The sequence below is a fragment of the Lysobacter enzymogenes genome (genome assembly GCF_900106525.1).
In the GTDB taxonomy this organism is placed as follows: domain Bacteria; phylum Pseudomonadota; class Gammaproteobacteria; order Xanthomonadales; family Xanthomonadaceae; genus Lysobacter; species Lysobacter enzymogenes.
Map to the genome: position 1 here is coordinate 1 of NZ_FNOG01000010.1, position 23,062 is coordinate 23,062.

Annotated in this window: 35 protein-coding genes and 1 pseudogene; 30 read left to right on the forward strand and 6 right to left on the reverse strand. The window is 66.3% G+C overall.

Annotated features, from left to right (window positions below; translation table 11 throughout):
• The 30 genes from BLU84_RS21765 to BLU84_RS21910 all read left to right on the forward strand — a co-directional run.
• The coding region (locus BLU84_RS21765; RefSeq protein ID WP_484502536.1) for an EF-Tu C-terminal domain-related protein at positions 1-376 on the forward strand (376 nt) is incomplete at its 5' end.
• A gap of 553 nt (positions 377-929) precedes the next feature.
• Positions 930-1,241 carry a 30S ribosomal protein S10 gene (gene rpsJ, locus BLU84_RS21770; RefSeq protein WP_022968186.1) on the forward strand — a complete coding sequence of 104 codons (312 nt, stop codon included), beginning with the start codon at positions 930-932 and terminating at the stop codon, positions 1,239-1,241.
• Positions 1,242-1,251: 10 nt separating this feature from the next.
• Entirely contained in the window at positions 1,252-1,905 is a 654-nt protein-coding gene (rplC, locus tag BLU84_RS21775) for a 50S ribosomal protein L3 (protein WP_057948555.1), read from the forward strand.
• Positions 1,906-1,917: 12 nt separating this feature from the next.
• Positions 1,918-2,523, forward strand: a complete 606-nt coding sequence (gene rplD / locus BLU84_RS21780; RefSeq protein WP_074872464.1) for a 50S ribosomal protein L4 — start codon at positions 1,918-1,920, stop codon at positions 2,521-2,523.
• Entirely contained in the window at positions 2,520-2,816 is a 297-nt protein-coding gene (gene rplW, locus BLU84_RS21785; RefSeq protein ID WP_074872133.1) for a 50S ribosomal protein L23, read from the forward strand. The genes rplD and rplW overlap by 4 nt, the downstream gene beginning before the upstream one ends.
• A gap of 10 nt (positions 2,817-2,826) precedes the next feature.
• Positions 2,827-3,654, forward strand: a complete 828-nt coding sequence (rplB, locus tag BLU84_RS21790; protein WP_074872134.1) for a 50S ribosomal protein L2 — start codon at positions 2,827-2,829, stop codon at positions 3,652-3,654.
• A 6-nt stretch (positions 3,655-3,660) separates the two neighbouring features.
• Positions 3,661-3,930 (forward strand): 30S ribosomal protein S19, encoded by a 270-nt coding sequence (gene rpsS, locus BLU84_RS21795; protein ID WP_031373832.1) that lies wholly within the window; start codon positions 3,661-3,663, stop codon positions 3,928-3,930.
• Positions 3,931-3,940: 10 nt separating this feature from the next.
• A complete protein-coding gene (rplV, locus tag BLU84_RS21800; RefSeq protein ID WP_055902442.1) occupies positions 3,941-4,276 on the forward strand; it encodes a 50S ribosomal protein L22 in 336 nt (111 codons plus the stop codon).
• A gap of 13 nt (positions 4,277-4,289) precedes the next feature.
• Positions 4,290-5,051: a 30S ribosomal protein S3 gene (gene rpsC / locus BLU84_RS21805; RefSeq protein WP_074872138.1), complete on the forward strand. Its 762-nt coding sequence runs from the start codon at positions 4,290-4,292 to the stop codon at positions 5,049-5,051.
• Positions 5,052-5,057: 6 nt separating this feature from the next.
• Positions 5,058-5,471 carry a 50S ribosomal protein L16 gene (gene rplP, locus BLU84_RS21810; protein WP_055902334.1) on the forward strand — a complete coding sequence of 138 codons (414 nt, stop codon included), beginning with the start codon at positions 5,058-5,060 and terminating at the stop codon, positions 5,469-5,471.
• Positions 5,471-5,656, forward strand: coding sequence for a 50S ribosomal protein L29 (gene rpmC / locus BLU84_RS21815; RefSeq protein WP_074872140.1), 186 nt, complete (start codon positions 5,471-5,473; stop codon positions 5,654-5,656). Before rplP ends, rpmC begins: the two co-directional genes overlap by 1 nt.
• Positions 5,657-5,666: 10 nt before the next feature.
• On the forward strand, positions 5,667-5,936 hold the full coding sequence (rpsQ, locus tag BLU84_RS21820) for a 30S ribosomal protein S17 (protein ID WP_074872142.1): 270 nt from the start codon (positions 5,667-5,669) through the stop codon (positions 5,934-5,936).
• A 14-nt stretch (positions 5,937-5,950) separates the two neighbouring features.
• The gene (gene rplN / locus BLU84_RS21825; protein ID WP_031373826.1) at positions 5,951-6,319 is read left to right on the forward strand and encodes a 50S ribosomal protein L14; all 369 of its coding nucleotides are present in this window, start codon (positions 5,951-5,953) and stop codon (positions 6,317-6,319) included.
• Positions 6,320-6,335: 16 nt separating this feature from the next.
• The gene (gene rplX / locus BLU84_RS21830; protein ID WP_057948546.1) at positions 6,336-6,650 is read left to right on the forward strand and encodes a 50S ribosomal protein L24; all 315 of its coding nucleotides are present in this window, start codon (positions 6,336-6,338) and stop codon (positions 6,648-6,650) included.
• An 11-nt stretch (positions 6,651-6,661) separates the two neighbouring features.
• Complete coding sequence (gene rplE, locus BLU84_RS21835) at positions 6,662-7,204, forward strand: 50S ribosomal protein L5 (protein WP_057948545.1); 543 nt, start codon at positions 6,662-6,664, stop codon at positions 7,202-7,204.
• Positions 7,205-7,219: 15 nt separating this feature from the next.
• Positions 7,220-7,525 (forward strand): 30S ribosomal protein S14, encoded by a 306-nt coding sequence (gene rpsN, locus BLU84_RS21840; RefSeq protein WP_074872145.1) that lies wholly within the window; start codon positions 7,220-7,222, stop codon positions 7,523-7,525.
• A 177-nt stretch (positions 7,526-7,702) separates the two neighbouring features.
• Complete coding sequence (rpsH, locus tag BLU84_RS21845; RefSeq protein WP_040390006.1) at positions 7,703-8,101, forward strand: 30S ribosomal protein S8; 399 nt, start codon at positions 7,703-7,705, stop codon at positions 8,099-8,101.
• A gap of 15 nt (positions 8,102-8,116) precedes the next feature.
• The gene (gene rplF, locus BLU84_RS21850) at positions 8,117-8,644 is read left to right on the forward strand and encodes a 50S ribosomal protein L6 (protein WP_074872147.1); all 528 of its coding nucleotides are present in this window, start codon (positions 8,117-8,119) and stop codon (positions 8,642-8,644) included.
• A 66-nt stretch (positions 8,645-8,710) separates the two neighbouring features.
• Positions 8,711-9,064 carry a 50S ribosomal protein L18 gene (gene rplR, locus BLU84_RS21855; protein WP_074872149.1) on the forward strand — a complete coding sequence of 118 codons (354 nt, stop codon included), beginning with the start codon at positions 8,711-8,713 and terminating at the stop codon, positions 9,062-9,064.
• A gap of 208 nt (positions 9,065-9,272) precedes the next feature.
• Positions 9,273-9,812 (forward strand): 30S ribosomal protein S5, encoded by a 540-nt coding sequence (gene rpsE / locus BLU84_RS21860; RefSeq protein WP_074872151.1) that lies wholly within the window; start codon positions 9,273-9,275, stop codon positions 9,810-9,812.
• Entirely contained in the window at positions 9,805-10,002 is a 198-nt protein-coding gene (rpmD, locus tag BLU84_RS21865; protein WP_057948539.1) for a 50S ribosomal protein L30, read from the forward strand. Before rpsE ends, rpmD begins: the two co-directional genes overlap by 8 nt.
• A gap of 6 nt (positions 10,003-10,008) precedes the next feature.
• Entirely contained in the window at positions 10,009-10,446 is a 438-nt protein-coding gene (gene rplO, locus BLU84_RS21870) for a 50S ribosomal protein L15 (RefSeq protein ID WP_074872153.1), read from the forward strand.
• 28 nt (positions 10,447-10,474) lie between these two features.
• A complete protein-coding gene (secY, locus tag BLU84_RS21875; RefSeq protein WP_425479433.1) occupies positions 10,475-11,827 on the forward strand; it encodes a preprotein translocase subunit SecY in 1,353 nt (450 codons plus the stop codon).
• 230 nt (positions 11,828-12,057) lie between these two features.
• A complete protein-coding gene (gene rpsM / locus BLU84_RS21880) occupies positions 12,058-12,414 on the forward strand; it encodes a 30S ribosomal protein S13 (protein ID WP_074872158.1) in 357 nt (118 codons plus the stop codon).
• A 13-nt stretch (positions 12,415-12,427) separates the two neighbouring features.
• Complete coding sequence (rpsK, locus tag BLU84_RS21885) at positions 12,428-12,820, forward strand: 30S ribosomal protein S11 (RefSeq protein WP_057948535.1); 393 nt, start codon at positions 12,428-12,430, stop codon at positions 12,818-12,820.
• A gap of 14 nt (positions 12,821-12,834) precedes the next feature.
• On the forward strand, positions 12,835-13,464 hold the full coding sequence (rpsD, locus tag BLU84_RS21890) for a 30S ribosomal protein S4 (RefSeq protein WP_074872160.1): 630 nt from the start codon (positions 12,835-12,837) through the stop codon (positions 13,462-13,464).
• Positions 13,465-13,622: 158 nt separating this feature from the next.
• Entirely contained in the window at positions 13,623-14,621 is a 999-nt protein-coding gene (locus BLU84_RS21895; RefSeq protein WP_074872162.1) for a DNA-directed RNA polymerase subunit alpha, read from the forward strand.
• Positions 14,622-14,835: 214 nt separating this feature from the next.
• Positions 14,836-15,210 (forward strand): 50S ribosomal protein L17, encoded by a 375-nt coding sequence (rplQ, locus tag BLU84_RS21900; protein ID WP_074872164.1) that lies wholly within the window; start codon positions 14,836-14,838, stop codon positions 15,208-15,210.
• Positions 15,211-15,577: 367 nt separating this feature from the next.
• Complete coding sequence (locus tag BLU84_RS21905; protein WP_074872166.1) at positions 15,578-16,087, forward strand: disulfide bond formation protein B; 510 nt, start codon at positions 15,578-15,580, stop codon at positions 16,085-16,087.
• A gap of 82 nt (positions 16,088-16,169) precedes the next feature.
• On the forward strand, positions 16,170-17,561 hold the full coding sequence (locus tag BLU84_RS21910) for a class II 3-deoxy-7-phosphoheptulonate synthase (protein ID WP_074872168.1): 1,392 nt from the start codon (positions 16,170-16,172) through the stop codon (positions 17,559-17,561).
• 90 nt (positions 17,562-17,651) lie between these two features.
• On the opposite strand, the pseudogene BLU84_RS28875 reads toward BLU84_RS21910, so the two are convergent.
• The 6 genes and pseudogenes from BLU84_RS28875 to pqqB form a co-directional block, all read right to left on the reverse strand.
• Positions 17,652-17,735 (reverse strand): annotated as a pseudogene (locus tag BLU84_RS28875) (DUF6053 domain-containing protein); the annotation flags it as partial.
• 40 nt (positions 17,736-17,775) lie between these two features.
• Positions 17,776-19,431, reverse strand: coding sequence for an amidase (locus BLU84_RS21915; protein WP_074872170.1), 1,656 nt, complete (start codon positions 19,429-19,431; stop codon positions 17,776-17,778).
• Positions 19,432-19,873: 442 nt separating this feature from the next.
• Positions 19,874-20,986: a pyrroloquinoline quinone biosynthesis protein PqqE gene (pqqE, locus tag BLU84_RS21920; protein WP_425479434.1), complete on the reverse strand. Its 1,113-nt coding sequence runs from the start codon at positions 20,984-20,986 to the stop codon at positions 19,874-19,876.
• 10 nt (positions 20,987-20,996) lie between these two features.
• On the reverse strand, positions 20,997-21,293 hold the full coding sequence (gene pqqD, locus BLU84_RS21925) for a pyrroloquinoline quinone biosynthesis peptide chaperone PqqD (RefSeq protein ID WP_074872172.1): 297 nt from the start codon (positions 21,291-21,293) through the stop codon (positions 20,997-20,999).
• A complete protein-coding gene (pqqC, locus tag BLU84_RS21930; RefSeq protein WP_074872174.1) occupies positions 21,290-22,090 on the reverse strand; it encodes a pyrroloquinoline-quinone synthase PqqC in 801 nt (266 codons plus the stop codon). The genes pqqD and pqqC overlap by 4 nt, the downstream gene beginning before the upstream one ends.
• A complete protein-coding gene (gene pqqB / locus BLU84_RS21935) occupies positions 22,087-23,016 on the reverse strand; it encodes a pyrroloquinoline quinone biosynthesis protein PqqB (RefSeq protein ID WP_074872469.1) in 930 nt (309 codons plus the stop codon). Before pqqB ends, pqqC begins: the two co-directional genes overlap by 4 nt.
• Positions 23,017-23,062: the final 46 nt, after the last annotated feature.

Below are 23,062 nucleotides of genomic sequence, written 5' to 3' on the forward strand. Positions count from 1 at the left end.
GGCCGGCGACAACGCGGGTCTGCTGCTGCGCGGCACCAAGCGCGACGACGTCGAGCGCGGCCAGGTGCTGGCCAAGCCGGGTTCGATCACCCCGCACACCGAGTTCGAGGGCGAGGTGTACGTGCTGTCGAAGGACGAAGGCGGCCGCCACACCCCGTTCTTCAAGGGCTACCGTCCGCAGTTCTACTTCCGCACCACCGACATCACTGGCGCGTGCCAGCTGCCGGAAGGCGTGGAGATGGTGATGCCGGGCGACAACGTGAAGATGGTGGTCACGCTGATCAACCCGGTGGCGATGGACGAAGGCCTGCGCTTCGCGATCCGCGAAGGCGGCCGCACCGTCGGCGCCGGCGTGGTGTCGAAGATCCTGAAGTGACGATCTGACCCGCGCGCGCTTTGCGCGCGCGGCTTGGTCAGATCGTCATCCCCGCGAAAGCGGGGATCCAGAGACGAGGACTAACCCCCGAAATCTCAGGCGAACCGATCCCGCGGCGGCCTCCCGGCCGCCGCGGCTTTTCAAGGCCAGCCAGCTCCCTGAACGGAGCTGCCGGCCGGTCCGCAATCCCGCAGGGCAGGGGAGTTGCATCGCCCCCGTCAATACCGCTAGAATGCGCGACCACCGTGCCAGCCTGGCTTCCAGGCCGGCACAACCAGCGAAATGAGGAACAGGACGTCCCTCGTATTCGCCAGACAGGGATATGTCGCACGGCAGCTCCGTACGTTCCGGGCCCACAAGGCATCCAGGGAACAGTAACGGGGCCCTTCGTGCGTTCTGCTCAGTCTGGGGCGGGCCGGGAAACCGGGCCGCCTTAGCTTTTCCAGGCAAGGAAGCTCCGGGGCGAGGGTGTTGCCCTGGAGTGTTTGCGTTTTCGTGGGGTCGGCGCACCCAGAAGCCGTCCCGTCGCTCTTTCAACCAAGGAATTCCGTTCATGGCGGACCAAAAGATCCGGATCCGGCTCAAGGCGTACGATCATCGTCTGATCGACCGCTCGGCCAGCGAGATCGTCGAAACGGCCAAGCGGACCGGCGCGCAAGTGCGCGGCCCGATCCCCCTGCCGACCAAGATCGAGCGCTACACCGTTCTCGTCTCCCCGCACGTCGACAAGGACGCGCGCGACCAGTACGAGACCCGCACGCACAAGCGCGTGCTCGACATCGTCGACCCCAACGACAAGACCGTGGACGCGCTGATGAAGCTCGAACTCGCGGCTGGCGTTGATGTCCAGATCAAGCTGACCTGAGGCAACCACTATGACCGCGAAGAAATATTCGTTGGGCATCGTCGGTCGCAAGGCCGGCATGAGCCGCTTCTTCACCGAAGACGGCAAGTCGGTTCCGGTGACCCTCATCGAGGCGACCCCGAACCGCATCACCCAGATCAAGACCGAAGACACCGACGGCTACAGCGCCGTGCAGGTGACGGTCGGCGTGCGCCGCGCCGCGCTCGTCAACAAGCCCGAAGCCGGTCACCTCGCCAAGGCGAAGGTCGAAGCCGGTCGCGGCCTGTGGGAGCTGCGCGTGGAAGCCGACCAGATCGGCGCGTTCGAAGTGGGCGGCGAGATCAAGGCCGACATCTTCAGCGCCGGCCAGCTGGTCGACGTCCAGGGCGTCACCAAGGGCAAGGGCTTCCAGGGCACGATCAAGCGCTGGAACTTCCGCATGGGCGACGCGACGCACGGTAACTCGCTGTCGCACCGTTCGCCGGGCTCCATCGGCCAGCGCCAGACGCCGGGCCGCGTGTTTCCGGGCAAGAAGATGTCGGGCCACATGGGCGCCGTCCAGCAGAGCACCCAGCGTCTTGAAGTGGTCAAGGTCGACGCCGAGCGCGGCCTGATCGCGATCAAGGGCGCCGTGCCGGGCGCGCCGGGTGGCGACGTGATCGTCCGTCCCTCGAGCAAGGCATAAGGAGAGATGACGATGGAACTCGCCATCAATAACAGCACCAAGACTCTGTCGGTCTCCGACGAGATCTTCGGCCGCGAATTCAGCGAAGATCTGGTCCATCAGGTCGTCGTCGCCTATCGCAACGCCGGTCGCGCCGGCACCAAGGCGCAGAAGACCCGTTCGGAAGTCAACGGCACCACCAAGAAGTCGAAGAAGCAGAAGGGCGGCGGTGCTCGTCACGGCGCTCTGACCGCTCCGATCTTCGTCGGCGGCGGCGTGACCTTCGCGGCCAAGCCGCGCAGCTTCGCGCAGAAGGTCAACCGCAAGATGTACCGCGCCGCGATCGCCGCGATCCTGTCCGAGCTGAACCGCCAGGGCCGTATCAAGGTCGTCGAGAGCTTCGACATCGATGCGCCGAAGACCAAGGGCCTGATCGAAAAGCTCAAGAGCCTGGAAGTCGGTCGCCGTCCGCTGATCGTCACCGAAGAGGCCACCGAGAACCTGTATCTCTCGGCCCGCAACCTGCCGTACGTCGAAGTGCGTGATGTCCAGGGCCTGGATCCGGTCGCCCTCGTTGGCGCCGACTCGGTCGTGCTCACCAGCGATGCGGTCAAGAAGATCGAGGAGTGGCTGGCATGAACGACGCCAAGCTCTACAGCATCATCCGCGCGCCGCGCGTGTCCGAAAAGACCGCACGTCTGCAGGAAGTTTCCAACCAATACGTCTTCGAAGTTTCGAACGAAGCTACCAAGGCCGACATCAAGGTCGCCGTGGAAAAGCTGTTCGACGTCAAGGTCGAGGCTGTCAATGTGGTCAACGTGAAGGGCAAGAACAAAGCCTTCCGCAACCGCATGGGCCGTCGCGGCGACTGGCGCAAGGCGTACGTGAAGCTGGCCGAAGGCCAGTCGATCGACGTGATGGCCAAGGCCTGAGGAAAGACCCATGGCATTGATGACTTTCAAGCCCACCTCCGCAGGCCGCCGCAACGCGGTCCGCGTCGTGACCCCGGGCCTGCACAAGGGCGCGCCGCACGCGGCCCTGATCGAAAAGCAGGGCAAGACCGGCGGCCGTAACCACCACGGCCGAATCACCACCCGCCACATCGGCGGCGGTCACAAGCAGCACTACCGCATCATCGACTTCAAGCGCGATAAGGAAGGCATCCCGGCGCGCGTGGAGCGGATCGAATACGATCCCAACCGCACCGCGCACATCGCGCTGCTGTGCTACGTCGATGGCGAACGCCGTTACATCATCGCCCCGAAGGGCCTGAAGGATGGCGATCAGGTCATCGCCGGCCGCGACGCCCCCATCAAGGTGGGCAACACGCTGCCGCTGACCAACATCCCGGTCGGCTCCACCGTGTGCTGCGTCGAGATGAAGCCGGGCAAGGGCGCCCAGCTGGCCCGCGCGGCCGGCGCCAGCGCCTACCTGGTGGCTCGCGAGCAGGGCTACGCCACGCTGCGTCTTCGCTCCGGCGAAATGCGCAAGGTGCCGGTCGAGTGCCGCGCCACCATCGGCGAAGTCGGCAACGACGAGCACAGCCTCGAGAAGCTCGGCAAGGCCGGCGCCAAGCGTTGGCGCGGCATCAAGCCGACCGTCCGCGGCGCGGCCATGAACCCCGTCGACCATCCGCACGGTGGTGGTGAGGCGAAGGCTGGCCAGGGCAACCCGCATCCGGTCACCCCGTGGGGTGTTCCGACCAAGGGTTACAAGACGCGCAAGAACAAGCGCACCACGCAATTCATCGTGCGCGATCGCAGGGGTTAATCGGCCATGGCACGTTCACTGAAGAAGGGTCCGTTCGTCGACCACCATCTGATCAAGAAGGTGGAGACCGCGGGCAACAACAAGAAGCCGATCAAGACTTGGTCGCGCCGTTCGATGGTGCTGCCGGAGATGGTGGGTTTCACGATCGCCGTCCACAACGGCAAGAACCACATCCCGGTGCTGGTCAACGAAAACATGGTTGGCCACAAGCTTGGCGAGTTCGCTCTGACCCGTACGTTCAAGGGTCACGGCGGCGACAAGAAGTCGGGCAAGTAAGGAGATGACCATGGAAGCGAAAGCCATCCTGCGCACCGCGCGCATCTCCCCGCAGAAGGCCCGCCTGGTCGCCGACCAGGTGCGCGGTCTGTCCGCCGAGCGCGCCGTCAACCTGCTGAAGTTCTCGGACAAGAAGGCTGCTGCACTGATCCGCAAGGTCGTGGAGTCCGCCATCGCCAACGCCGAGAACAACCAGGGCGCCGACGTCGACGATCTCAAGGTCAAGACCATCATGGTTGACGAGGGTCCCGCACTTAAGCGCTTCATGGCGCGTGCGAAGGGCCGCGGCACCCGCATCCTCAAGCGCACCAGCCACATCACTGTGGTTGTGGGCGCCGGCAAGTAAGGCGGAGTAGACAATGGGTCATAAAGTTCATCCGACCGGAATCCGCCTGGGCATCGCCAAGGATTGGAATTCCAAGTGGTTCGCCAACAAGAAGCAGTACGCCGAGTACCTGGCGGCTGACCTGAAGGTTCGCGAGATGCTTCGCAAGAAGCTGGCTCAGGCCGGCATCTCGAAGATCTTCATCGAACGTCCGGCGAACAACGCCCGCGTGACGATCCACACCGCCCGTCCGGGCGTGGTGATCGGCAAGCGCGGCGAGGACATCGAGAAGCTGCGTAAGGAAGTCAGCAACCTGATGGGCGTTCCGGCGCACATCAACGTGACCGAGGTCCGCAAGCCGGAGCTCGACGCGCAGCTGGTCGCCGAATCGATCGCGCAGCAGCTCGAGCGCCGCATCATGTTCCGCCGCGCGATGAAGCGTGCGGTGGGCAATGCGATGCGCCTGGGCGCCCTGGGCATCAAGGTCAACGTCGCCGGCCGCCTCAACGGCGCCGAGATCGCGCGTTCGGAGTGGTATCGCGAAGGCCGCGTGCCGCTGCATACCCTGCGCGCCGACATCGACTACGGCTTTGCCGAAGCCAAGACGACCTACGGCATCATCGGCATCAAGACCTGGATCTATAAGGGCGAAGTGTTCGATTTCGCTCAGATCGGCCAGGAGAAGCAGGACGACTCGCCGCGCAACGAGCGTGGTGACCGTGGCGACCGCGGAGATCGCGGCGACCGCGGCGATCGTAACGACCGCTCGGGCCGTCCTGCCCGCGAACAGAGGTAATCCGCCATGCTGCAACCCAAGCGAACCAAGTACCGCAAGGTACACAAGGGCCGTAACGAGGGCCTGAGCTGGAACGGCAACGCCGTCAGCTTCGGCGAGTACGGCCTCAAGGCGACCGCGCACGGCCAGCTGACCGCTCGTCAGATCGAAGCGGCCCGCCGCTCGATCAGCCGCTACGTCAAGCGCGGCGGCAAGATGTGGATCCGCGTGTTCCCGGACAAGCCGATCACCAAGAAGCCGATCGAAGTCCGAATGGGCTCCGGTAAGGGCAACGTCGAGTACTGGGTCGCCCAGATCCAGCCCGGTCGCATGATTTACGAGATCGAAGGTGTGGCCGAAGACGTGGCGCGCGAAGCGTTCCGCCTGGCCGCCGCCAAGCTCTCGGTGACCACCACTTTCGTTACCCGGACGGTGCGCTAATGGAACTCAAGCAACTGCGCGAGAAGTCTGCCGATGAGCTGAAGGCTCATCTGGTCGAACTGCACAAGGAGGGCTTCGCCCTTCGCATGCAGAAGGCCACCGGCCAGCTCGCCAAGACCCATGAGGCCCGCCGCGTGCGCCGCGAGATCGCTCGCGTCAACATGCTGCTGGGCGAGAAGAAGTAAGGACCCTGCCATGACCGACAACAAGACAGAGAAGGCTGTGCGCACGGTTGAAGGCCGGGTCGTCAGCAACAAGATGGACAAGACCGTCACCGTGCTCGTCGAGCGCCAGGTCAAGCACGCGCTGTACGGCAAGTACATCCGTCGCTCGACCAAGCTCCACGCCCACGACGCCGAAAACGCCTGCAAAGAAGGCGATATCGTGCGCGTGAAGGAGATCGCTCCGCTGTCCAAGACCAAGAACTGGAGCGTGGTTGAGATCGTCAGCCGCGTGGCCGAATAAGAGGAGGCTGAACCATGATCCAGATGCAAAGCTACCTCGGCGTGGCCGACAACTCCGGGGCTAAGGAAGTGATGTGCATCAAGGTGCTCGGCGGCTCCAAGCGCCGTTACGCGCACATTGGCGACATCATCAAGGTCACCGTGAAGGACGCGATCCCGCGCGGCAAGGTCAAGAAGGGCGACGTCTACGACGCCGTCGTGGTTCGCACCCGCAAGGGTGTGCGCCGTCCGGACGGCTCGCTGATCCGCTTCGACGGCAACGCTGCGGTGTTGCTCAACAACAAGCATGAGCCGATCGGCACCCGTATCTTCGGGCCCGTGACTCGCGAGCTGCGCTCGGAGAAGTTCATGAAGATCGTTTCGCTCGCGCCTGAAGTGCTCTGAGCGGAGGAACTAGACCATGAACCGTATCAAGAAGGGCGATCAAGTGATCGTCACCGCCGGCAAGGACAAGGGCAAGAAGGGCGATGTGGTGCGCGTGCTCGGCGACAAGGTCGTCGTGTCGAACATCAACATCGTCAAGCGCCACACCAAGCCGAATCCGCAGGCCAACCAGCCGGGCGGCGTGGTGGAGCGCGAAGCGCCGATCCACATTTCCAACGTCATGCTGTTCAACCCGGCCACCGGCAAGGGCGAACGCATCGGTTTCAAGGTGCTGGAGGATGGACGCAAACTGCGTGTGTTCCGCTCCAGCGGTGAGGCGGTTGACGCCTGAGGAATGCTGAGATGACCACCCGGCTCGAAGAGTTTTACAAGAAAGAAGTGGTTCCCGCGCTGACCGAAAAGTTCGGCTACAAGAACCCGATGGAAGTGCCGCGCCTCGTCAAGATCACGCTGAACATGGGCGTGGGCGAAGCCGCCACCAACAAGAAGATCCTGGAAAATGCCGTCGCCGACATGACCAAGATCGCCGGCCAGAAGCCGATCGTGACCAAGTCCCGCGTGTCGGTGGCTTCGTTCAAGATCCGCGACGGCTGGCCGATCGGCGCCAAGGTCACCCTGCGCCGCGCCAAGATGTTCGAGTTCCTGGACCGCCTGATCAACATCTCGCTGCCGCGCGTCCGCGACTTCCGCGGCGTGTCGGGCCGTTCGTTCGACGGCCGCGGCAACTACAACATGGGCGTCAAGGAACAGATCATCTTCCCGGAAATCGACTTCGACCAGGTCGACGCCCTGCGCGGCATGGACATCGCGATCACCACGACCGCGAAGACCGACGCCGAGGCCAAGGCCCTGCTCGAAGCCTTCCGCTTCCCGTTCCGTAACTGAGGCTAGGATTGAACAATGGCTAAGACCTCCATGGTCAACCGCGACCTCAAGCGGACCAAGCTGGCGAAGAAGTTCGCGGCCAAGCGCGACGCGCTGAAGAAGATCATCTCCAGCGACGCGTCCTCCTACGAGGACAAGATGGACGCGGTGGTCAAGCTGCAGAAGCTGCCGCGCGACTCCTCGCCGAGCCGTCAGCGCAACCGTTGCGCCCTGACCGGCCGTTCGCGCGGCGTCTACCAGAAGTTCGGCCTGGGCCGCAACAAGCTGCGCGAAGCCACCATGCGCGGCGACGTGCCGGGTCTGCGCAAGGCCAGCTGGTAAGCGATCCACGCCGGCAACCGAGCAGATCTTAAAAGTCTGTTATAGTTGCCGGCTCCCCGGGCTTCGGCCCGGGTTCCCAGCGCGGCCTTCGGGCCGCGCTGGCGTTGTTGTAAGACGCTGTATACAACTGAAATTCGCAATCCCGCGGATATCGGTGCTACTCATAGGTGACTTTTAATGAGCATGACTGATCCCATCGCCGACATGCTGGTCCGCATCAAGAATGCGGCCGCAGTGCGCAAGCAGACGGTGAAGATGCCTTCGTCCAAGGTGAAGGTGGCCATCGCCGCCGTGCTGAAGGAAGAGGGTTACATCCTGGACTCCCGCGTGACCGAGGTCGCCCCGGGCAAGTCCGAACTCGAAATTTCGCTGAAGTACTACGAAGGCAAGCCGGTGATCGAGCGCCTGCAGCGCTACTCCCGCTCGGGCCTGCGCCAGTACCGCGGCAAGGCCGATCTGCCCAAGGTCCTCGGTGGCCTGGGCGTCGCCATCATCTCCACCTCCAAGGGCATCATGACCGATGCGCAGGCGCGCCAGCAGGGCGTCGGCGGTGAAGTCCTGTGCTTCGTGGCCTAAGGGAGTAAACGAACCATGTCCCGAGTTGCCAAGAAGCCGATCGCCCTGCCGAAGGGCGTCGAAGTCAACGTGCAGGCCGATTCGATCGTCGCCAAGGGCCCGAAGGGCTCGCTGACCATCGCCAAGCCCGCCGCGATCAACCTCAAGATCGAAAACAACGAAGCGGTCTTCGCCACCGAAGACGCCGCGCTGATCCCGCTGACCGGTACCCTGCGCGCGATCCTGGCCAACATGGTCAAGGGCGTGTCGGAAGGCTTCGAGCGCAAGCTCGAGCTGGTCGGCGTCGGTTACCGCGCCGCGATGCAGGGCAAGGACCTCAGCCTGTCGCTGGGTTTCTCGCACCCGGTCGTGTTCCAGGCCCCGGAAGGCATCACCCTCGCCGCTCCGACCCAGACCGAAATCCTGGTCCAGGGCGCGGACAAGCAGCGCGTGGGCGAAGTCGCCGCCAAGATTCGCGGTTTCCGTCCGCCGGAGCCCTATAAGGGCAAGGGTGTGAAGTACGCCGGCGAAGTCATCATCCGCAAGGAAGCCAAGAAGGCTTAACGGGTAGGGCGCCGGTCCCCGGGCCGGCCTCGATAGACCAAGTCTTCAGCTTTCGGAGATCAGAACATGAACAAGAACACCGCTCGCCTGCGTCGCGCCAAGTCGACCCGCTCGCACATCCGCAACCTCGGCGTCGCCCGTCTGACCGTGCTGCGCACCGGTCAGCACCTGTACGCCCAGGTCTTCACCGCCGACGGCTCCAAGGTCCTGGCCACCGCCTCGACCGTGCAGGCCGACGTCAAGGAAGGCCTGAAGAACGGCAAGAACGCCGAAGCCGCCGTCAAGGTCGGCAAGCTGATCGCCGAGCGCGCCAAGGCCGCCGGCATCGAGAAGGTCGCGTTCGACCGCTCGGGCTACCGCTACCACGGCCGCATCAAGGCTCTCGCCGACGCCGCGCGCGAAGGCGGCCTGCAGTTCTGATCCGGCGCGCGCCTCTCAGGGGCGCGCCCGCATCCGGACTTGAAAGCGTGGAGATCCGTCTCCACGCCTTGGGCACCGAATCGTTTTGCCTGCCGACGCGGGTCGCGTCGGGCGCCATCGCGGATTCCTGCGATGGTGCTGCACCCGAAGTACTTCACAACCATAAGCGGCTACGCCGCAAATTCCTTCAATCAACGAGATTATCGAAATGGCAGACGACAGAGCGCCGCGGGGCCGCGATCGCGATCGCAACCGCGAAGAGATCGACGACGGCATGATCGAAAAGCTGATCGCGGTCAACCGCGTCAGCAAGACCGTCAAGGGCGGTCGCCAGTTCACCTTCACCGCGCTGACGGTGGTGGGCGACGGCAACGGCAAGGTCGGCTTCGGCTACGGCAAGGCGCGCGAAGTGCCGGTCGCGATCCAGAAGTCGATGGAATACGCCCGCAAGGCGATGAACAACGTCGAGCTCAACAACGGCACCTTGTGGCACGCCGTCAAGTCGGGCCACGGCGCGGCGCATGTGTACATGCAGCCGGCGTCGGAAGGTACCGGCGTGATCGCCGGCGGCGCGATGCGCGCCGTGCTCGAAGCGGTCGGCGTCAAGAACGTGCTGGCCAAGGCCACCGGTTCGCGCAACCCGATCAACCTGGTTCGCGCTACCCTGCGAGGCCTGACCGAAATGCACTCGCCGGCCAAGATCGCGGCCAAGCGCGGCAAGAAGGTGGAGGATCTCCTCAATGGCTAAGAACGAAGCCGGTACCGGCACCGTCAAGGTGCGTCTGGTCAAGGGTCTGCGTGGCACCCAGTCGCGTCACCGCCTGTCGGTGCGCGCGCTGGGCCTGAACAAGCTCAACGATGTGCGTGAACTCAAGGACAGCCCGCAGGTTCGCGGTCTGATCAACAAGGTTCACTACCTCGTCCAGGTCGAGGAGTAATCCATCATGCGTCTCAACACTCTCAAGCCCGCCGACGGCGCCCGTCAGGAACGTACCCGCGTCGGTCGCGGCATCGGTTCCGGCCTGGGCAAGACCGCCGGTCGCGGCCACAAGGGCTCGTTCGCGCGCTCGGGCAAGGGCAAGATCAAGGCCGGCTTCGAAGGCGGTCAGATGCCCATGCAGCGTCGCCTGCCCAAGATCGGCTTCCGCTCGAAGCTGGCCAAAGACACCGCCGAAGTGCTGCTGTACCAGCTGGACAAGCTGGAAGCCGGCGAGATCGATTTCGCCGCGCTGAAGGCCGCCAAGCTCGTTCCGAGCACGGCCAAGCAGGCCAAGATCGTGAAGAAGGGCGAGCTGACCAAGAAGTTCGTGCTCAAGGGCGTGCTCGCTACCGCTGGCGCCAAGGCCGCCATCGAAGCGGCCGGCGGCAAGATCGAGGAGTAACTGACGAATGGCGCGCAGCGGCAACGCAATGGCTGGTATCGGCGGCGGGCTCGGCAAGTTCACCGAGTTGCGTCAGCGTCTGCTGTTCGTCATCGGCGCGTTGATCGTCTATCGCATCGGCAGCTACATCCCGGTGCCGGGTATCAACCCGGAGGCGATGGTCAAGTTCATGGAGACCAAGCAGGGCACCATCGTGGACATGTTCAACATGTTCTCGGGCGGCGCCCTGCATCGCTTCAGCCTGTTCGCCCTCAATGTGATGCCGTACATCTCGGCGTCGATCATCGTGCAGTTGCTGGTGCAGATCGTGCCCAGCCTGAAAGCCATCCAGAAGGAAGGCGAGTCGGGCCGGCGCAAGATCAACCAGTGGTCGCGCATGGGCGCCATTCCGCTGGCGGTGTTCCAGGCCTGGGGCATCGCCGCCGGTCTGCAGTCCAGCGTGGCGCCCGACGGCGTGCCGGTGGTGTACGCGCCGGGCATGGGCTTCATCCTGACCGCGGTGATCGCGTTGACCGCGGGCACCATGTTCCTGATGTGGCTGGGCGAGCAGATCACCGAACGCGGCGTCGGCAACGGCGTTTCGCTCATCATCTTCGCCGGCATCGTCGCCGGCTTGCCGGCCGCGGTCCTGCACATGTTCGAGCAGATCCGCAACGGCGATATGAGCGCGATCGCGGCGATCGTGGTGATCCTGCTGGTGTTCGGCTTCACCTATCTGGTGGTCTTCGTCGAACGCGGCCAGCGCCGGATCACGGTCAACTACGCGCGCCGTCAGGGCGGTCGCAACGCCTATATGAACCAGGCGTCGTTCCTGCCCCTGAAGCTCAACATGTCGGGCGTGATCCCGGCGATCTTCGCTTCGAGCATCGTGATGTTCCCCGCCACCGCCGCGACCTGGTTCGCCCAGAGCAACAGCGGTTCGGGTTTCTCCGGTTTCCTCCAGCGGCTCAGCCAATGGCTGGCCCCGGGTGAACCGGTGCACATGATCCTGTATGCTGGTTTGATCATCGGCTTCGCGTTCTTCTACACGGCGCTGGTGTTCAACTCGCAGGAAACCGCCGACAACCTCAAGAAGTCGGGTGCATTGATTCCGGGCATTCGTCCGGGCAAGGCGACGGCGGACTATGTGGACGGCGTGCTGACCCGCCTGACGGCGGCCGGCGCGATTTACCTGGTGATCGTCTGCCTCCTTCCGGAGGTCATGCGGACCCAACTGGGCACCTCGTTCTACTTCGGCGGCACGTCGCTGCTGATCGTTGTGGTCGTGGTGATGGATTTCATCGCTCAAATCCAGGCGCATCTGATGTCGCATCAGTACGAAAGCCTGTTGAAGAAAGCGAACCTGAAGGGCGGCTCGCGCGGCGGTCTCGCGCGCGGGTGAGTCAGAACCGGTTCGCGCGCCAGAGTAGCGCGCGGGGCTGAGGGGCAGGGCATCGCCGTTCAGCCAGTTCCGACTCGTCGCCGGAGCATGGGCACACTCCCCATGCCGGAGCACCGTGGCACCTTCGGGTGCCGCGGGGCTTCCTATTAACCCGAGACCTAGATACAATTTCCAGTTCACTCCGCCGGGATTAATCCGTCTCGGCCGCCAAACCAGTTGGAGATCGCGTTATGGCGCGTATTGCGGGCGTCAATCTGCCTGCCCAGAAGCATGTCTGGGTTGGGCTCCAGAGCATCTACGGCATCGGCCGTACCCGTTCGAAGCAGATCTGCGATACCGCAGGTGTGACTTCGACTACCAAGATCCGTGACCTGTCCGAACCGGAAGTCGAGCGCCTGCGCGCCGAGGTCGGCAAGTTCGTGGTCGAAGGCGATCTGCGCCGCGAAATCGGCATCGCCATCAAGCGTCTGATGGACCTGGGCTGCTACCGCGGCCTGCGTCACCGTCGCGGCCTGCCGCTGCGTGGTCAGCGTACCCGGACCAATGCTCGTACCCGTAAGGGTCCGCGCAAGGCCATCAAGAAGTAAGGGGACCTAGACCATGGCCAAGCCGGCAGCAGTCAAGACCAAGAAGAAGATCAAGCGCGTCGTCACCGACGGCATCGCCCACGTCCACGCTTCTTTCAACAACACCATCATCACGATCACCGACCGCCAGGGCAATGCGCTGTCGTGGGCGACTTCGGGCGGCGCCGGTTTCCGCGGCTCGCGCAAGTCGACCCCGTTCGCCGCCCAGGTCGCCGCCGAAAAGGCCGGCCGTGCTGCGCTCGACTACGGCGTCAAGTCGTTGGAAGTGCGCATCAAGGGTCCGGGTCCGGGCCGTGAATCCGCCGTGCGTTCGCTGAACAACGTCGGTTACAAGATCATCAACATCATCGACGTGACGCCGATCCCGCACAACGGGTGCCGTCCGCCGAAGAAGCGTCGCGTCTGAGGAGCTGAAAGAACATGGCTCGTTATATCGGTCCCACCTGTAAGCTCGCCCGTCGCGAAGGCGCCGACCTCGGCCTGAAGTCGTCGGCTCGCGCCCTCGACTCCAAGTGCAAGCTGGAGCAGAAGCCCGGCCAGCACGGTCCCACCGCCCGCAAGGGCAAGCTGTCGGATTACGCCACCCAGCTGCGCGAGAAGCAGAAGGTCAAGCGCATCTACGGTCTGCTGGAGCGTCAGTTCCGCAACTACTACAAGAAGGCCTCGACCAAGAAGGGCAACACCGGTGAAAACCTGTTGCAGTTCCTGGAAACCCGCCTGGACAACGTCGTCTACCGCATGGGCTTCGCCGTGACTCGTCCGGCCGCCCGCCAGCTGGTCTCGCACCGCGGCGTCACCGTCAACGGCAAGTCGGTCAACCTGCCGTCGTACCAGGTCAAGGCCGGCGACATCATCGCTCTGTCCGAACGCGCCCAGAAGCAGCTGCGCGTGCAGGAGTCGCTGACCGTCTCGTCGCAGATGGACCTGTCGCCGTCGTGGGTCGAAGTCGACAGCAAGAAGTTCAGCGGCGTGTTCAAGGCGGTTCCGGATCGCGCGGATCTGCCGGCCGACATCAACGAAGCGCTGATCGTCGAGTTGTACAGCAAGTAATAGTGCAAGCCCTGCGCCGGATTCTCGCGAATCCGGCGCGCTGTGCACCCCAGGCCGCCGTGGCTCCAGCCGCGGCGGCCGCTCCCTCGATCCGAGGGGGCTCCAAGAGCTAAAGCCTTCCGTCGCCCCCCGGCGAAGGTCATTGGAGACACCGAAACATGACGGTTACCGCCAACCAGGTACTGCGCCCGCGTGGCCCGCAGATCGAACGCCTCAACGGCAATCGCGCCAAAGTCGTGATCGAGCCGTTGGAGCGCGGTTACGGCCACACGCTGGGCAACGCGTTGCGCCGCGTGCTGCTGTCGTCGATCCCGGGTTTCGCCATCACCGAGGTCGAAATCGACGGCGTGCTGCACGAGTACACCACGGTCGAAGGTCTGGAAGAGGACGTGCTGGAAGTCCTGCTGAACCTGAAGGACGTGGCCATCCGCATGCACACCGGCGAGTCCTCGACGCTGTCGCTGGCCAAGCAGGGCCCCGGCATCGTCACCGCCGGCGACATCAAGACCGACCACAACGTCGAAATCCTCAACACCGACCATGTGATCTGCCACCTGACCAAGGACACGGCGATCAACATGCGTCTGAAGATCGAGCGCGGCTTCGGCTACCAGCCGGCGGCCTCGCGCCGTCGTCCGGACGAAGAAACCCGCGCCATCGGCCGCCTGATGCTGGACGCCAGCTTCTCGCCGGTGCGCCGCGTCGCCTACGCCGTGGAAGCCGCGCGCGTCGAGCAGCGCACCGACCTGGACAAGCTGGTCCTGGACATCGAGACCAACGGCACGATCGACGCCGAGGAAGCCGTGCGCACCGCCGCCGACATCCTCACCGATCAGCTGTCGGTGTTCGGCGACTTCACCCACCGCGACCGCGGCGCGCAGAAGCCGGCCACCAGCGGCATCGATCCGATCCTGCTGCGCCCGATCGACGATCTGGAGCTGACGGTGCGTTCGGCCAACTGCCTCAAGGCCGAGAGCATCTACTATGTCGGCGACCTGATCCAGAAGACCGAGGTCGAGCTGCTCAAGACCCCGAACCTGGGCAAGAAGTCGCTCACCGAGATCAAGGAAGTGCTGGCTCAGCGCGGCCTGTCCCTCGGCATGAAGCTGGAAAACTGGCCGCCGGCGGGCATCGCCTCGCACGGTATGATGGGCTGATAACGCCATCGACCGGGCCGCGCCGCGAGGCGCGGCCCGCGTTTGTCCAGGTAGTACGTACTACCCGCAACGCCGCAACACCCGCCGACGGACCTCCAAGTCCGCGGCCAGCCGGTCAGGGAAGGCCGGTTCGGACCATCCGCAGTCCAATGCTCCAACGCCTGGATGGCGACAGCGAAGTCCAACCGTCTCAACATTCACAGGAATCACCGTCATGCGCCACCAGAAAGCCGGTCGTAAGTTCAGCCGTACCAGCGCCCACCGCGATGCCATGTTCACCAACATGGCCGCCTCGCTGATCAAGCACGGCCTCATCCGCACCACCCTGCCCAAGGCCAAGGAACTGCGCCGCGTCGCCGAGCCGCTGATCACCCTGGCCAAGGTCGACGGCGTCGCCAACCGCCGCCTGGCGTTCTCGCGCCTGCGCGACAAGGAAGCCGTCGGCACCCTGTTCACCACCCTGGGCCCGCGCTACGCGACCCGTCCGGGCGGCTACCTGCGCATCCTCAAGTGCGGTTTCCGCGCCGGCGACAATGCGCCGATGGCCTATGTCGAGCTGGTGGATCGTCCGGAAGCGGCGACCGAGTAATCGCGTTCGCGCCGCCTCGGGCGACGCGACGCAACAGCCAGCACACTGGGTCTCGGCCGCGAAGCGGTCGGGGTCCAAGCGAGCGAAACCCCGGCCGAGAGGTCGGGGTTTTTGCTTTCCGGCGACGGTTACTGCGGCAACGGTTACCCCGGTAAATGTTGCAGTGCGGTAGGCTCGTCGAGCGCACTTGGGAGGATTCGGGCAGGCAGGAATCGGACGGCCATCGAGGTGTGGACGAATCGTCGCAGCGCGGCAACTTTAGCGCCGCCGATGAGGTCCATCTGGAGCTGCGCAGCCGCGCAGCGCCGCCTCATTACATGGCGATTGGACATTGGCACGACCCGACCCCGACCCGTATGGTGTGTACATGAACCCCTTTAAAGCCTCCTTTCGGATCCAATTCCTGCTCGGTTTCCTGGCCTGCGCGGGCTTGCTCGCGTATGCCGTGTATCTGCAGTTCTACCAGCACCTCGAACCGTGCCCGTTGTGCATCTTCCAGCGCGTGGCGTTCGCCGCGCTCGGGCTGATGTTCCTGCTCGGCGCCATCCACGGCCCGGGCAAGCCGCTGGGTCGGCGGATCTGGGGCGTGCTCGCCCTGATCGCGGCCGGCGCCGGCATCGCCGTGGCCGGCAACCACGTGCGCCTGCAGCACCTGCCGCCGGACCAGGTTCCGGCCTGCGGCCCCGGTCTCGATTACATGATGGGCGCGATGCCGATCGGCGGCGTGATCCGCAAGGTCATGACCGGCTCGGGCGAATGCGCCAACGTCGACTGGACCTTCCTCGGCCTGGCGATGCCGGCCTGGAGCCTGATCTGCTTCGTCGTGCTGGCGGCGTGGGCGGCCTATGCCGCGTTCCGCGCGCGTTCGAGCAAGTAAACCGCTGCATCCCGCTGTCTTCGCCACCCATCCCTTCCACCCCAACCTCCCACACACCGCGACACCCAACGGAATCAAGCAAATGAGCGCCTCCGACCGCAGCAACCTCCGTGCCGTCAACCTTCCCGCCGACTGGAGCCCGACCTCCTGGCGCGAGCGCACCGCACTGCAGCTGCCGACTTATCCGGACCAGGCCGAACTCGAGAGCGCATTGGCCGAACTGCGCCATCTGCCGCCGTTGGTGACCTCGTGGGAGATCCTCTCGCTCAAGCAACAACTGGCCGAAGCGCAGGAAGGCAAGCGATTTTTGCTGCAAGGCGGCGACTGCGCGGAGAGCTTCGACTCGTGCACCTCCGACGTCATCTCCAACCGGCTCAAAGTGCTGCTGCAGATGAGCCTGGTGCTGGTGCACGGCATGCGCAAGCCGGTGGTGCGGGTGGGCCGTTTCGCCGGCCAGTACGCCAAGCCGCGCTCGGCCGACAGCGAGACCATCGACGGGGTGACCCTGCCGAGCTACCGCGGCGACATGGTCAACGGCCCGGCCTTCACCGAGGCCGCGCGCAAGCCCGACCCGCGCCGCATGATCAAGGCGCACGCGCGTTCGTCGATGACGATGAACTTCGTGCGCGCGCTGATCGACGGCGGTTTCGCCGACCTGCACCATCCCGAGTACTGGAACCTCAGCTGGGTCGGCCACTCGCCGCTGGCCGACGAGTACCGGCGCATGGTCAACGCCATCGGCGATGCGGTGCGCTTCATGGAGACGCTGTCGGGCTCGGAAGTGCACAACCTCAACCGGGTCGACTTCTACACTTCGCACGAAGCGCTGCTGCTGCCGTACGAGGAGTCGCTGACCCGGCAGGTGCCGCGCCACTGGGGCCATTTCAACCTCAGCACCCACTACCCGTGGATCGGCATGCGCACCGCGGCGGTCGACGGCGCCCACGCCGAGTACTTCCGCGGCATCCGCAACCCGATCGCGCTCAAGGTCGGCCCGTCGGTGACGGCGGACCAACTGCTGCGCACGATCGACCTGCTCAATCCCGAGGACGAGCCGGGCCGCTTGACCTTCATCCACCGCATGGGCGCGACCGCGATCGCCGACAAGCTGCCGCCGCTGCTGGAGGCGATGCGCCGCGACGGCCGCCGCGTGCTGTGGGTGTGCGATCCGATGCACGGCAACACTGAGAGCACCAGCAACGGCTACAAGACCCGCCGCTTCCGCAACATCCGCGCCGAGATCGAGCAGAGCTTCGAACTGCACGCCGCGGCCGGCACCCGCCTGGGCGGCGTGCATCTGGAGCTGACCGGCGAGGACGTGACCGAGTGCCTGGGCGGCGCGCGCGAGCTCACCGAGAGCGATCTGGAACGCGCGTACCGTTCGACCGTCGATCCGCGCCTGAACTACGAGCAGGCGCTGGAAGTGGCGATGCTGATCGTGCGCAAGCAGGCGCAGATCGCGGCGCCGGCCTGATCGGTTGAAGTCGGACCGAACGAAAAAGCCCGCCGTCAGGCGGGCTTTTTCGTTGCGGGAGGGAATTCTGGTTGAACCGGCTTCGGCTTTTGTGGGAGGGACTTCAGTCCCGATGCTTTCCATTCGGGTCGCGGCGATCTGAGACAAAAGCTTCGGGACTGAAGTCCCTCCCACAAAAGCCGAAGCCGCAACCGCGACCGCGACCGCGGCAGGCTCAAGGACTCAACGTCACCCGATACTTCGGCGCCGTGCGCGCCTGGGTGATCTGTTCGTAGGCATAGCCCAGCGACAGCAGCTTGGCGTCGTCCCAGCGCCGGCCCATGAACACCAGGCCGACCGGCAGGCCTTGGGCTTCGCCCATCGGCACGGTCAGGCTCGGGTAGCCGGCCACCGCGGCCGCGCCCCAGCTGGCGCCGCCGAAGGCGTCGCCGTTGACCGGGTCGACCATGAACGCCGGCGTCGTCGCCGGTGCGATCAGCGCGTCGAGCCGGTGCTTCTTCATCAGCGCATCGATGCCTTGTGCGCCGGCCAGCGCGCGCGCCTGCGCGGCGGCCTTGCGGTAGGCGGCGTCGGTCAGCGGGCCTTTCTTCGCCGCCTGCTCGAACAGCTCCTGGCCGAAGAACGGCATCTCGCGTGCGGCGTTGGCGCGGTTGAACGCGATCAGCTCGTCCAGCGTCTTGACCGGCGCGTCGCTGCTTTGCAGATAGCGCTGCAGGCCGTCCTTGAATTCGTACAGCATGGCTTCAAACTCGGCGGCGCCCCACTTGCCGGCGTTGGGCATGCGCACGTCGACCACGGTCGCGCCGGCGTCGCGCAAGGCCTTGAGGGTGCGCTGCAGCGCCGCGTCTTGTTCGGGGTGGAGCTTGATGCCGGTGTCGCGCAGCAGGCCCAGGCGCGCGCCGTGCAGGGCATCGGCGTCGAGCGCGGCGAGGAAGTCCTGAGCGCGCTTGCCGGCCGCGGCCTGGGCGGCGCTGTCGCCGCCGGCGTCGGCCGCGGCGAGCGCGTTGAGCAACTGCGCCGCGTCGGCGACGCTGCGCGCCATCGGGCCGGCGGTGTCCTGGCTGTGCGAAATCGGAATGATGCCGGTGCGGCTGACCAGGCCGACGCTGGGCTTGAATCCGACCAGGCCGTTCATCGCCGCCGGGCACAGGATGCTGCCGTCGGTTTCGGTGCCCACGCCGACCGCGGCCAGGCTGGCGGCGACCGCGGCGCCGGTGCCGCTGCTGGAGCCGCAGGCGCTGCGGTCGAGCGCATAGGGATTGCGGGTGAGGCCGCCGCGGCCGCTCCAGCCGGAGATCGAGCGGTCAGAGCGGAAGTTGGCCCATTCGCTGAGGTTGGTCTTACCCAGGATCACCGCGCCGGCCTGGCGCAGCGCCGCGACCAGCGGCGCGTCCTGCTTGGGCCGGTGCGCGGCCAGGGCCAGCGAGCCGGCCGAATTGACCATCGGCACCGCGTCGATGTTGTCCTTGATCAACACCGGAATGCCGTGCAGCGGGCCGCGCGTACGGCCGGCCTTGCGTTCCTCGTCGAGCGCGCGCGCCTCATTCAGCGCGTTGGGATTGAGCTCGATCACCGCGTTGAGCTGCGGGCCGGCGTCGTCGAGCGCGGCGATGCGGTCGAGGTAGGCCTGGGTCAGGCGCGCGCTGCTGAGTTCGCCGCCGGCCATGCGCGCGGCCAGCGAGGCGAGGTCGGCCTCGGCGATGCGCAGCGGGTCGCCGGGAACGAAGTCGCGCGGCGCCTGCGCGGCGGAGGCGGCGATGGGCTGCGGCGGCCGCGGCGCAGGGCTGCCGGCGCAACCGGCGAGGGCGGCGGCGAGAGCGGCGAAGCAGGCCAGCGCGATCGAGCGCGGCGCGGGAGACAGGGCGGGCATGGCCGGTTCCGGAACGAGGCGAGGGCGAGGCGAGTATGCCTGCGGCGCCCGCGCGCGGAAGCCGGGCGCGGCGCGGACGGAGGATTGCGCGGCGTCGGCGGTCGCGGCCTGCGCAAAGCGCACGCAGGGAGCGTGCTTGGCGGCACGGTGGGTGAGGCGGGGTGATTTTGGGGCTGTAGAGCAGTGTGAGCCGCGGGGGCGGGCGATGCGTTCCTGCGCGACTGCGTTTCCCAAGCGACGCGGTGAGGCGGGCAACGACGGTATCGGTGGTTCGGCGTTTGCGTGGTTTAGCAGGCGCTGTGGTCGGTTGGACATCCGACTGTAGGAGCGGCGCGAGCCGCGACCGCGAATGCGCAACTACGACGAAACTGGCGCCGTGGTCGGGGTTTCGCGGTCGCGGCTTGCGCCGCTCCTACAGGGAGCCCATGCGGTAGCGGCGTTGTCAGCGCCCCGGGCGGCGGTAGACGAACTCGGGCGCCGGCGCCTGCGATTCGCGTTCGGTCAGCGCGCGCAGACCGGCGTGATCCGGGGATTTTTCGCACACCGGGTCGAGCGTGTCGGCGCGGCCGCTCAACGCCAGCGCCTGGCAACGGCAGCCGCCCCAGTCGCGTTCGCGGTGTTCGCAGCCGCGGCAGGGTTCGGGCATCCAGTCGGTGCCGCGATAGCGGTTGAAGGCGTCCGAGTCGCGCCAGATTTCGTCCAGGCCGCGTTCCAGCACGCTGTCGAAGCGCAGCCCTTCGATGGTCTCGGCCGCGTGGCAGGGCAGCACCTTGCCTTCGGGCGTGATGTTGAGGAAGCGCCGCGCCCAGCCGCCCATGCACGGCTTGGGCCGGCGCGCGTAGTAGTCGGGGGTGACGTAGTCGATGGTCAGTCGCCCGCGCAGGCGTTCGCGCGCGTCGGCGACCACGGCGCTGACCGCCTCAAACTGAGCCCGGGTCGGCAACAGCGCGGCGCGGTTCTTCAGGCCCCAGCCGTAGTACTGGGTGTGGGCGACTTCGAGCCGGCCGGCGCCGAGTTCCAGCGCCAGTTCGATCATCTCGCCGACGCGCTCGGCGTTGTGGCGATGGATCACCGCGTTGAGCGTCAGCGGCAGATCCAGCTCGCCGCACCAGCGCGCCAGCGCCAGCTTGCGCGCGTGCGCGCCCTGGTAGCCGGCGACGCGGTCGGCGCCGTCGGCGCGGCTGTCCTGCAGGCTCAGCTGCAGATGGTCGAGGCCGGCGCTTTGCAGTTCGATCAAGCGTTCGCGGCTCAGGCCGACGCCGGAGGTGATCAGGTTGCAGTACAGGCCGTGGGCGCGGGCGTGCGCCAGCAGTTCGGCCAGGTCCTTGCGCAGGGTCGGTTCGCCGCCGGAGAAATGCGCTTGCAGCACGCCCAGTTCGGCGGCCTGTTCGAGCACGCGCTGCCACTGCGCGGTGTCCAGTTCCTGGCGCAGGCCAACCAATTGCAGCGGATTGGAGCAGTACGGGCAGGCCAGCGGGCAGCGATGGGTGAGTTCCAGCAGCACCGCCAGCGGCGGCGCGGGCGAGGCGGACAGGTCGGCCGGCCGGGCGTTCATCGCCGCGCGCTCAGGTCAGCTGCGGCGCGAACGCCAGCATGCGTTTCTCCAACAGCGTGGAGAACAGGTCGATCACGTCGCCGTAGATCTCGCCGGGGTCGGCGCCGTAGTCGCGCGCCAGCGCGGCGACGATGGCTTCCACGTCCGAGCGTCCGTCGACGTGGGTCAGCACCGCGTGGGCGATGTCGTCCAGTTCGATCACCCGTTCCGGCGCCAGCAGCACCCAACGCTCGCGCGTGCGGTCGTGCTGCAGGCGCACGCCGACCGGAAAGCGCATCACGCTGCCCGAATCGATGGCGGCGCTCATGGTCGCGGCTCCTGCGGGACGAACTCCTGCGGACGGAACGCGCCCGGCGGAACCAGGCGCGGCTCGACATAGGCCAGATGCAGCGCATCGAGCATCGACCACAGCACATCGCACTTGAAGCGCAGCGCGGCCAGCACCGATTCCTGCTGCTCGCGGCTGAGCGCGTGGCGTTTGACGTAGTCCAGGGCGAAGTCGGCGTCCTGCGGCGCCTGGTGCAGGCGCGAATCGAAATAGGCCAGCGCGTCCTTGGACACGAAGTCGTAGTTGGCCAGCATGCCGGCGACGCGCTGGCCGATGATCTTCGGCGCGAACAGCTCGGTCAGCGAGGAGGCGATGGCTTCCAGCAGGCTGCGCTCGCGCACGAAGTGGATATAGGCCTGGACCGCAAAGCGCGTGGCCGGCAGCAGCGCGCGGCCGGATTCGACCAGCTCGCGCGGCAGCTCCAGCGCGTCGGTCAGGCGCAGCCAGCGGGCGATGCCGCCGTCGCCGTCGCGCTCGCCGTCGTGGTCGACGATGCGCTGGCGCCAGACCCGGCGCAGCTGCGGATCCTCGATGCGGGCGAGCAGGGCGGCGTCCTTGAGCGGGATGCAGCGCTGGTACTCGAAGCGGTTCAGCGCCCAGGCCTGGACCTGGCCGCGGTCGAGCCGGCCGCTGTGCAGCAGCACGTGGAAAGGATGTTTGTCGTGATAGCGCTCAGCGCCGATCGCGCGCAGGCGCGCTTCGAGCTCGTCGGGCGCAAGCGCGGCGTCGCGCGCGCTCGGCGCGGGCGCCGCCGCGGGGGCGGCTGCGGCGTTCATAGCGTGAGTTCCATGCCGTCCTCGGCGACCTCCCAGCCCTGCGCGCGCACGTGCGCGCGCTCGGGCGAGGTCTCGTCGAGGACCGGGTTGGTGGTGTTGAGATGGATGAACAGCTTGCGCCGCACCGCTAGGTCGGCGAACGCGGCGAGGGTGCCGGCGTCGTCCTCGCCGTTGCCGCCGGCGATGCTCATATGGCCCATGCGCGCGCCGGTCTTGCTGCCGACGCCGGCGCGCTGCATTTCGTCGTCGCGCCACAAGGTGCCGTCGAAGAACACCAGCGCCGCGCCGCGCAGGCGTTCGCGCAGCGGCGCGGTCAGCGCGGCGCAGCCGGGGATGTAGTAGAAGCGTTCGCGGCCGTCGGAAATCTCCAGGCCGACCGTGTCGTCGTCGTTGCCTTGCAGAGTTTCGCTGCGCGATTCCATGAACAGCGGCACCTTGCCGGGCACGGCGAACGCGGTGACGCGCAAGCCCAGCGGCACGTCGACGCCGTCGATGTCGACCGGGGTCTCCAGCGCCAGCGGCTTGCGTGCGACGTAATCGGGATGCAGCGCATCGAAGATCGGATTGAGCGCGAGCAGCTCGTGCACGCGCGCGCTGGCCCACAGGTCGAAGCGCTGGCGTTCGCGCATCGACAGCAGGCCGGCGATGTGGTCGATCTCGCCGCTGCTGAGCAGCACCGCCTCGATCGGCGAATGGCGCAGGCCGCGTTGCGGCCACAGCGGCGGCAGCGCCAGCACTTGCTGGCGGAAATCGGGCGAGGCGTTGATCAGCAGCCAGCGTTCGCCGTCGGCGCTGACCGCGATGCTGGCCTGGCTGCGGCGCTTGGCGCCGTCGTGTTCGTGCCACGCCCGGCGGCTGCCGGGCGTGTTGCAGTTCCACTGCGGAAAGCCGCCTCCGGCCGCCGCTCCGAGCACGAGGATGCGCATCACCGACGCTCCGTCGGCAGGCTGCGCGGCCGCGCGCGAAGGGCGA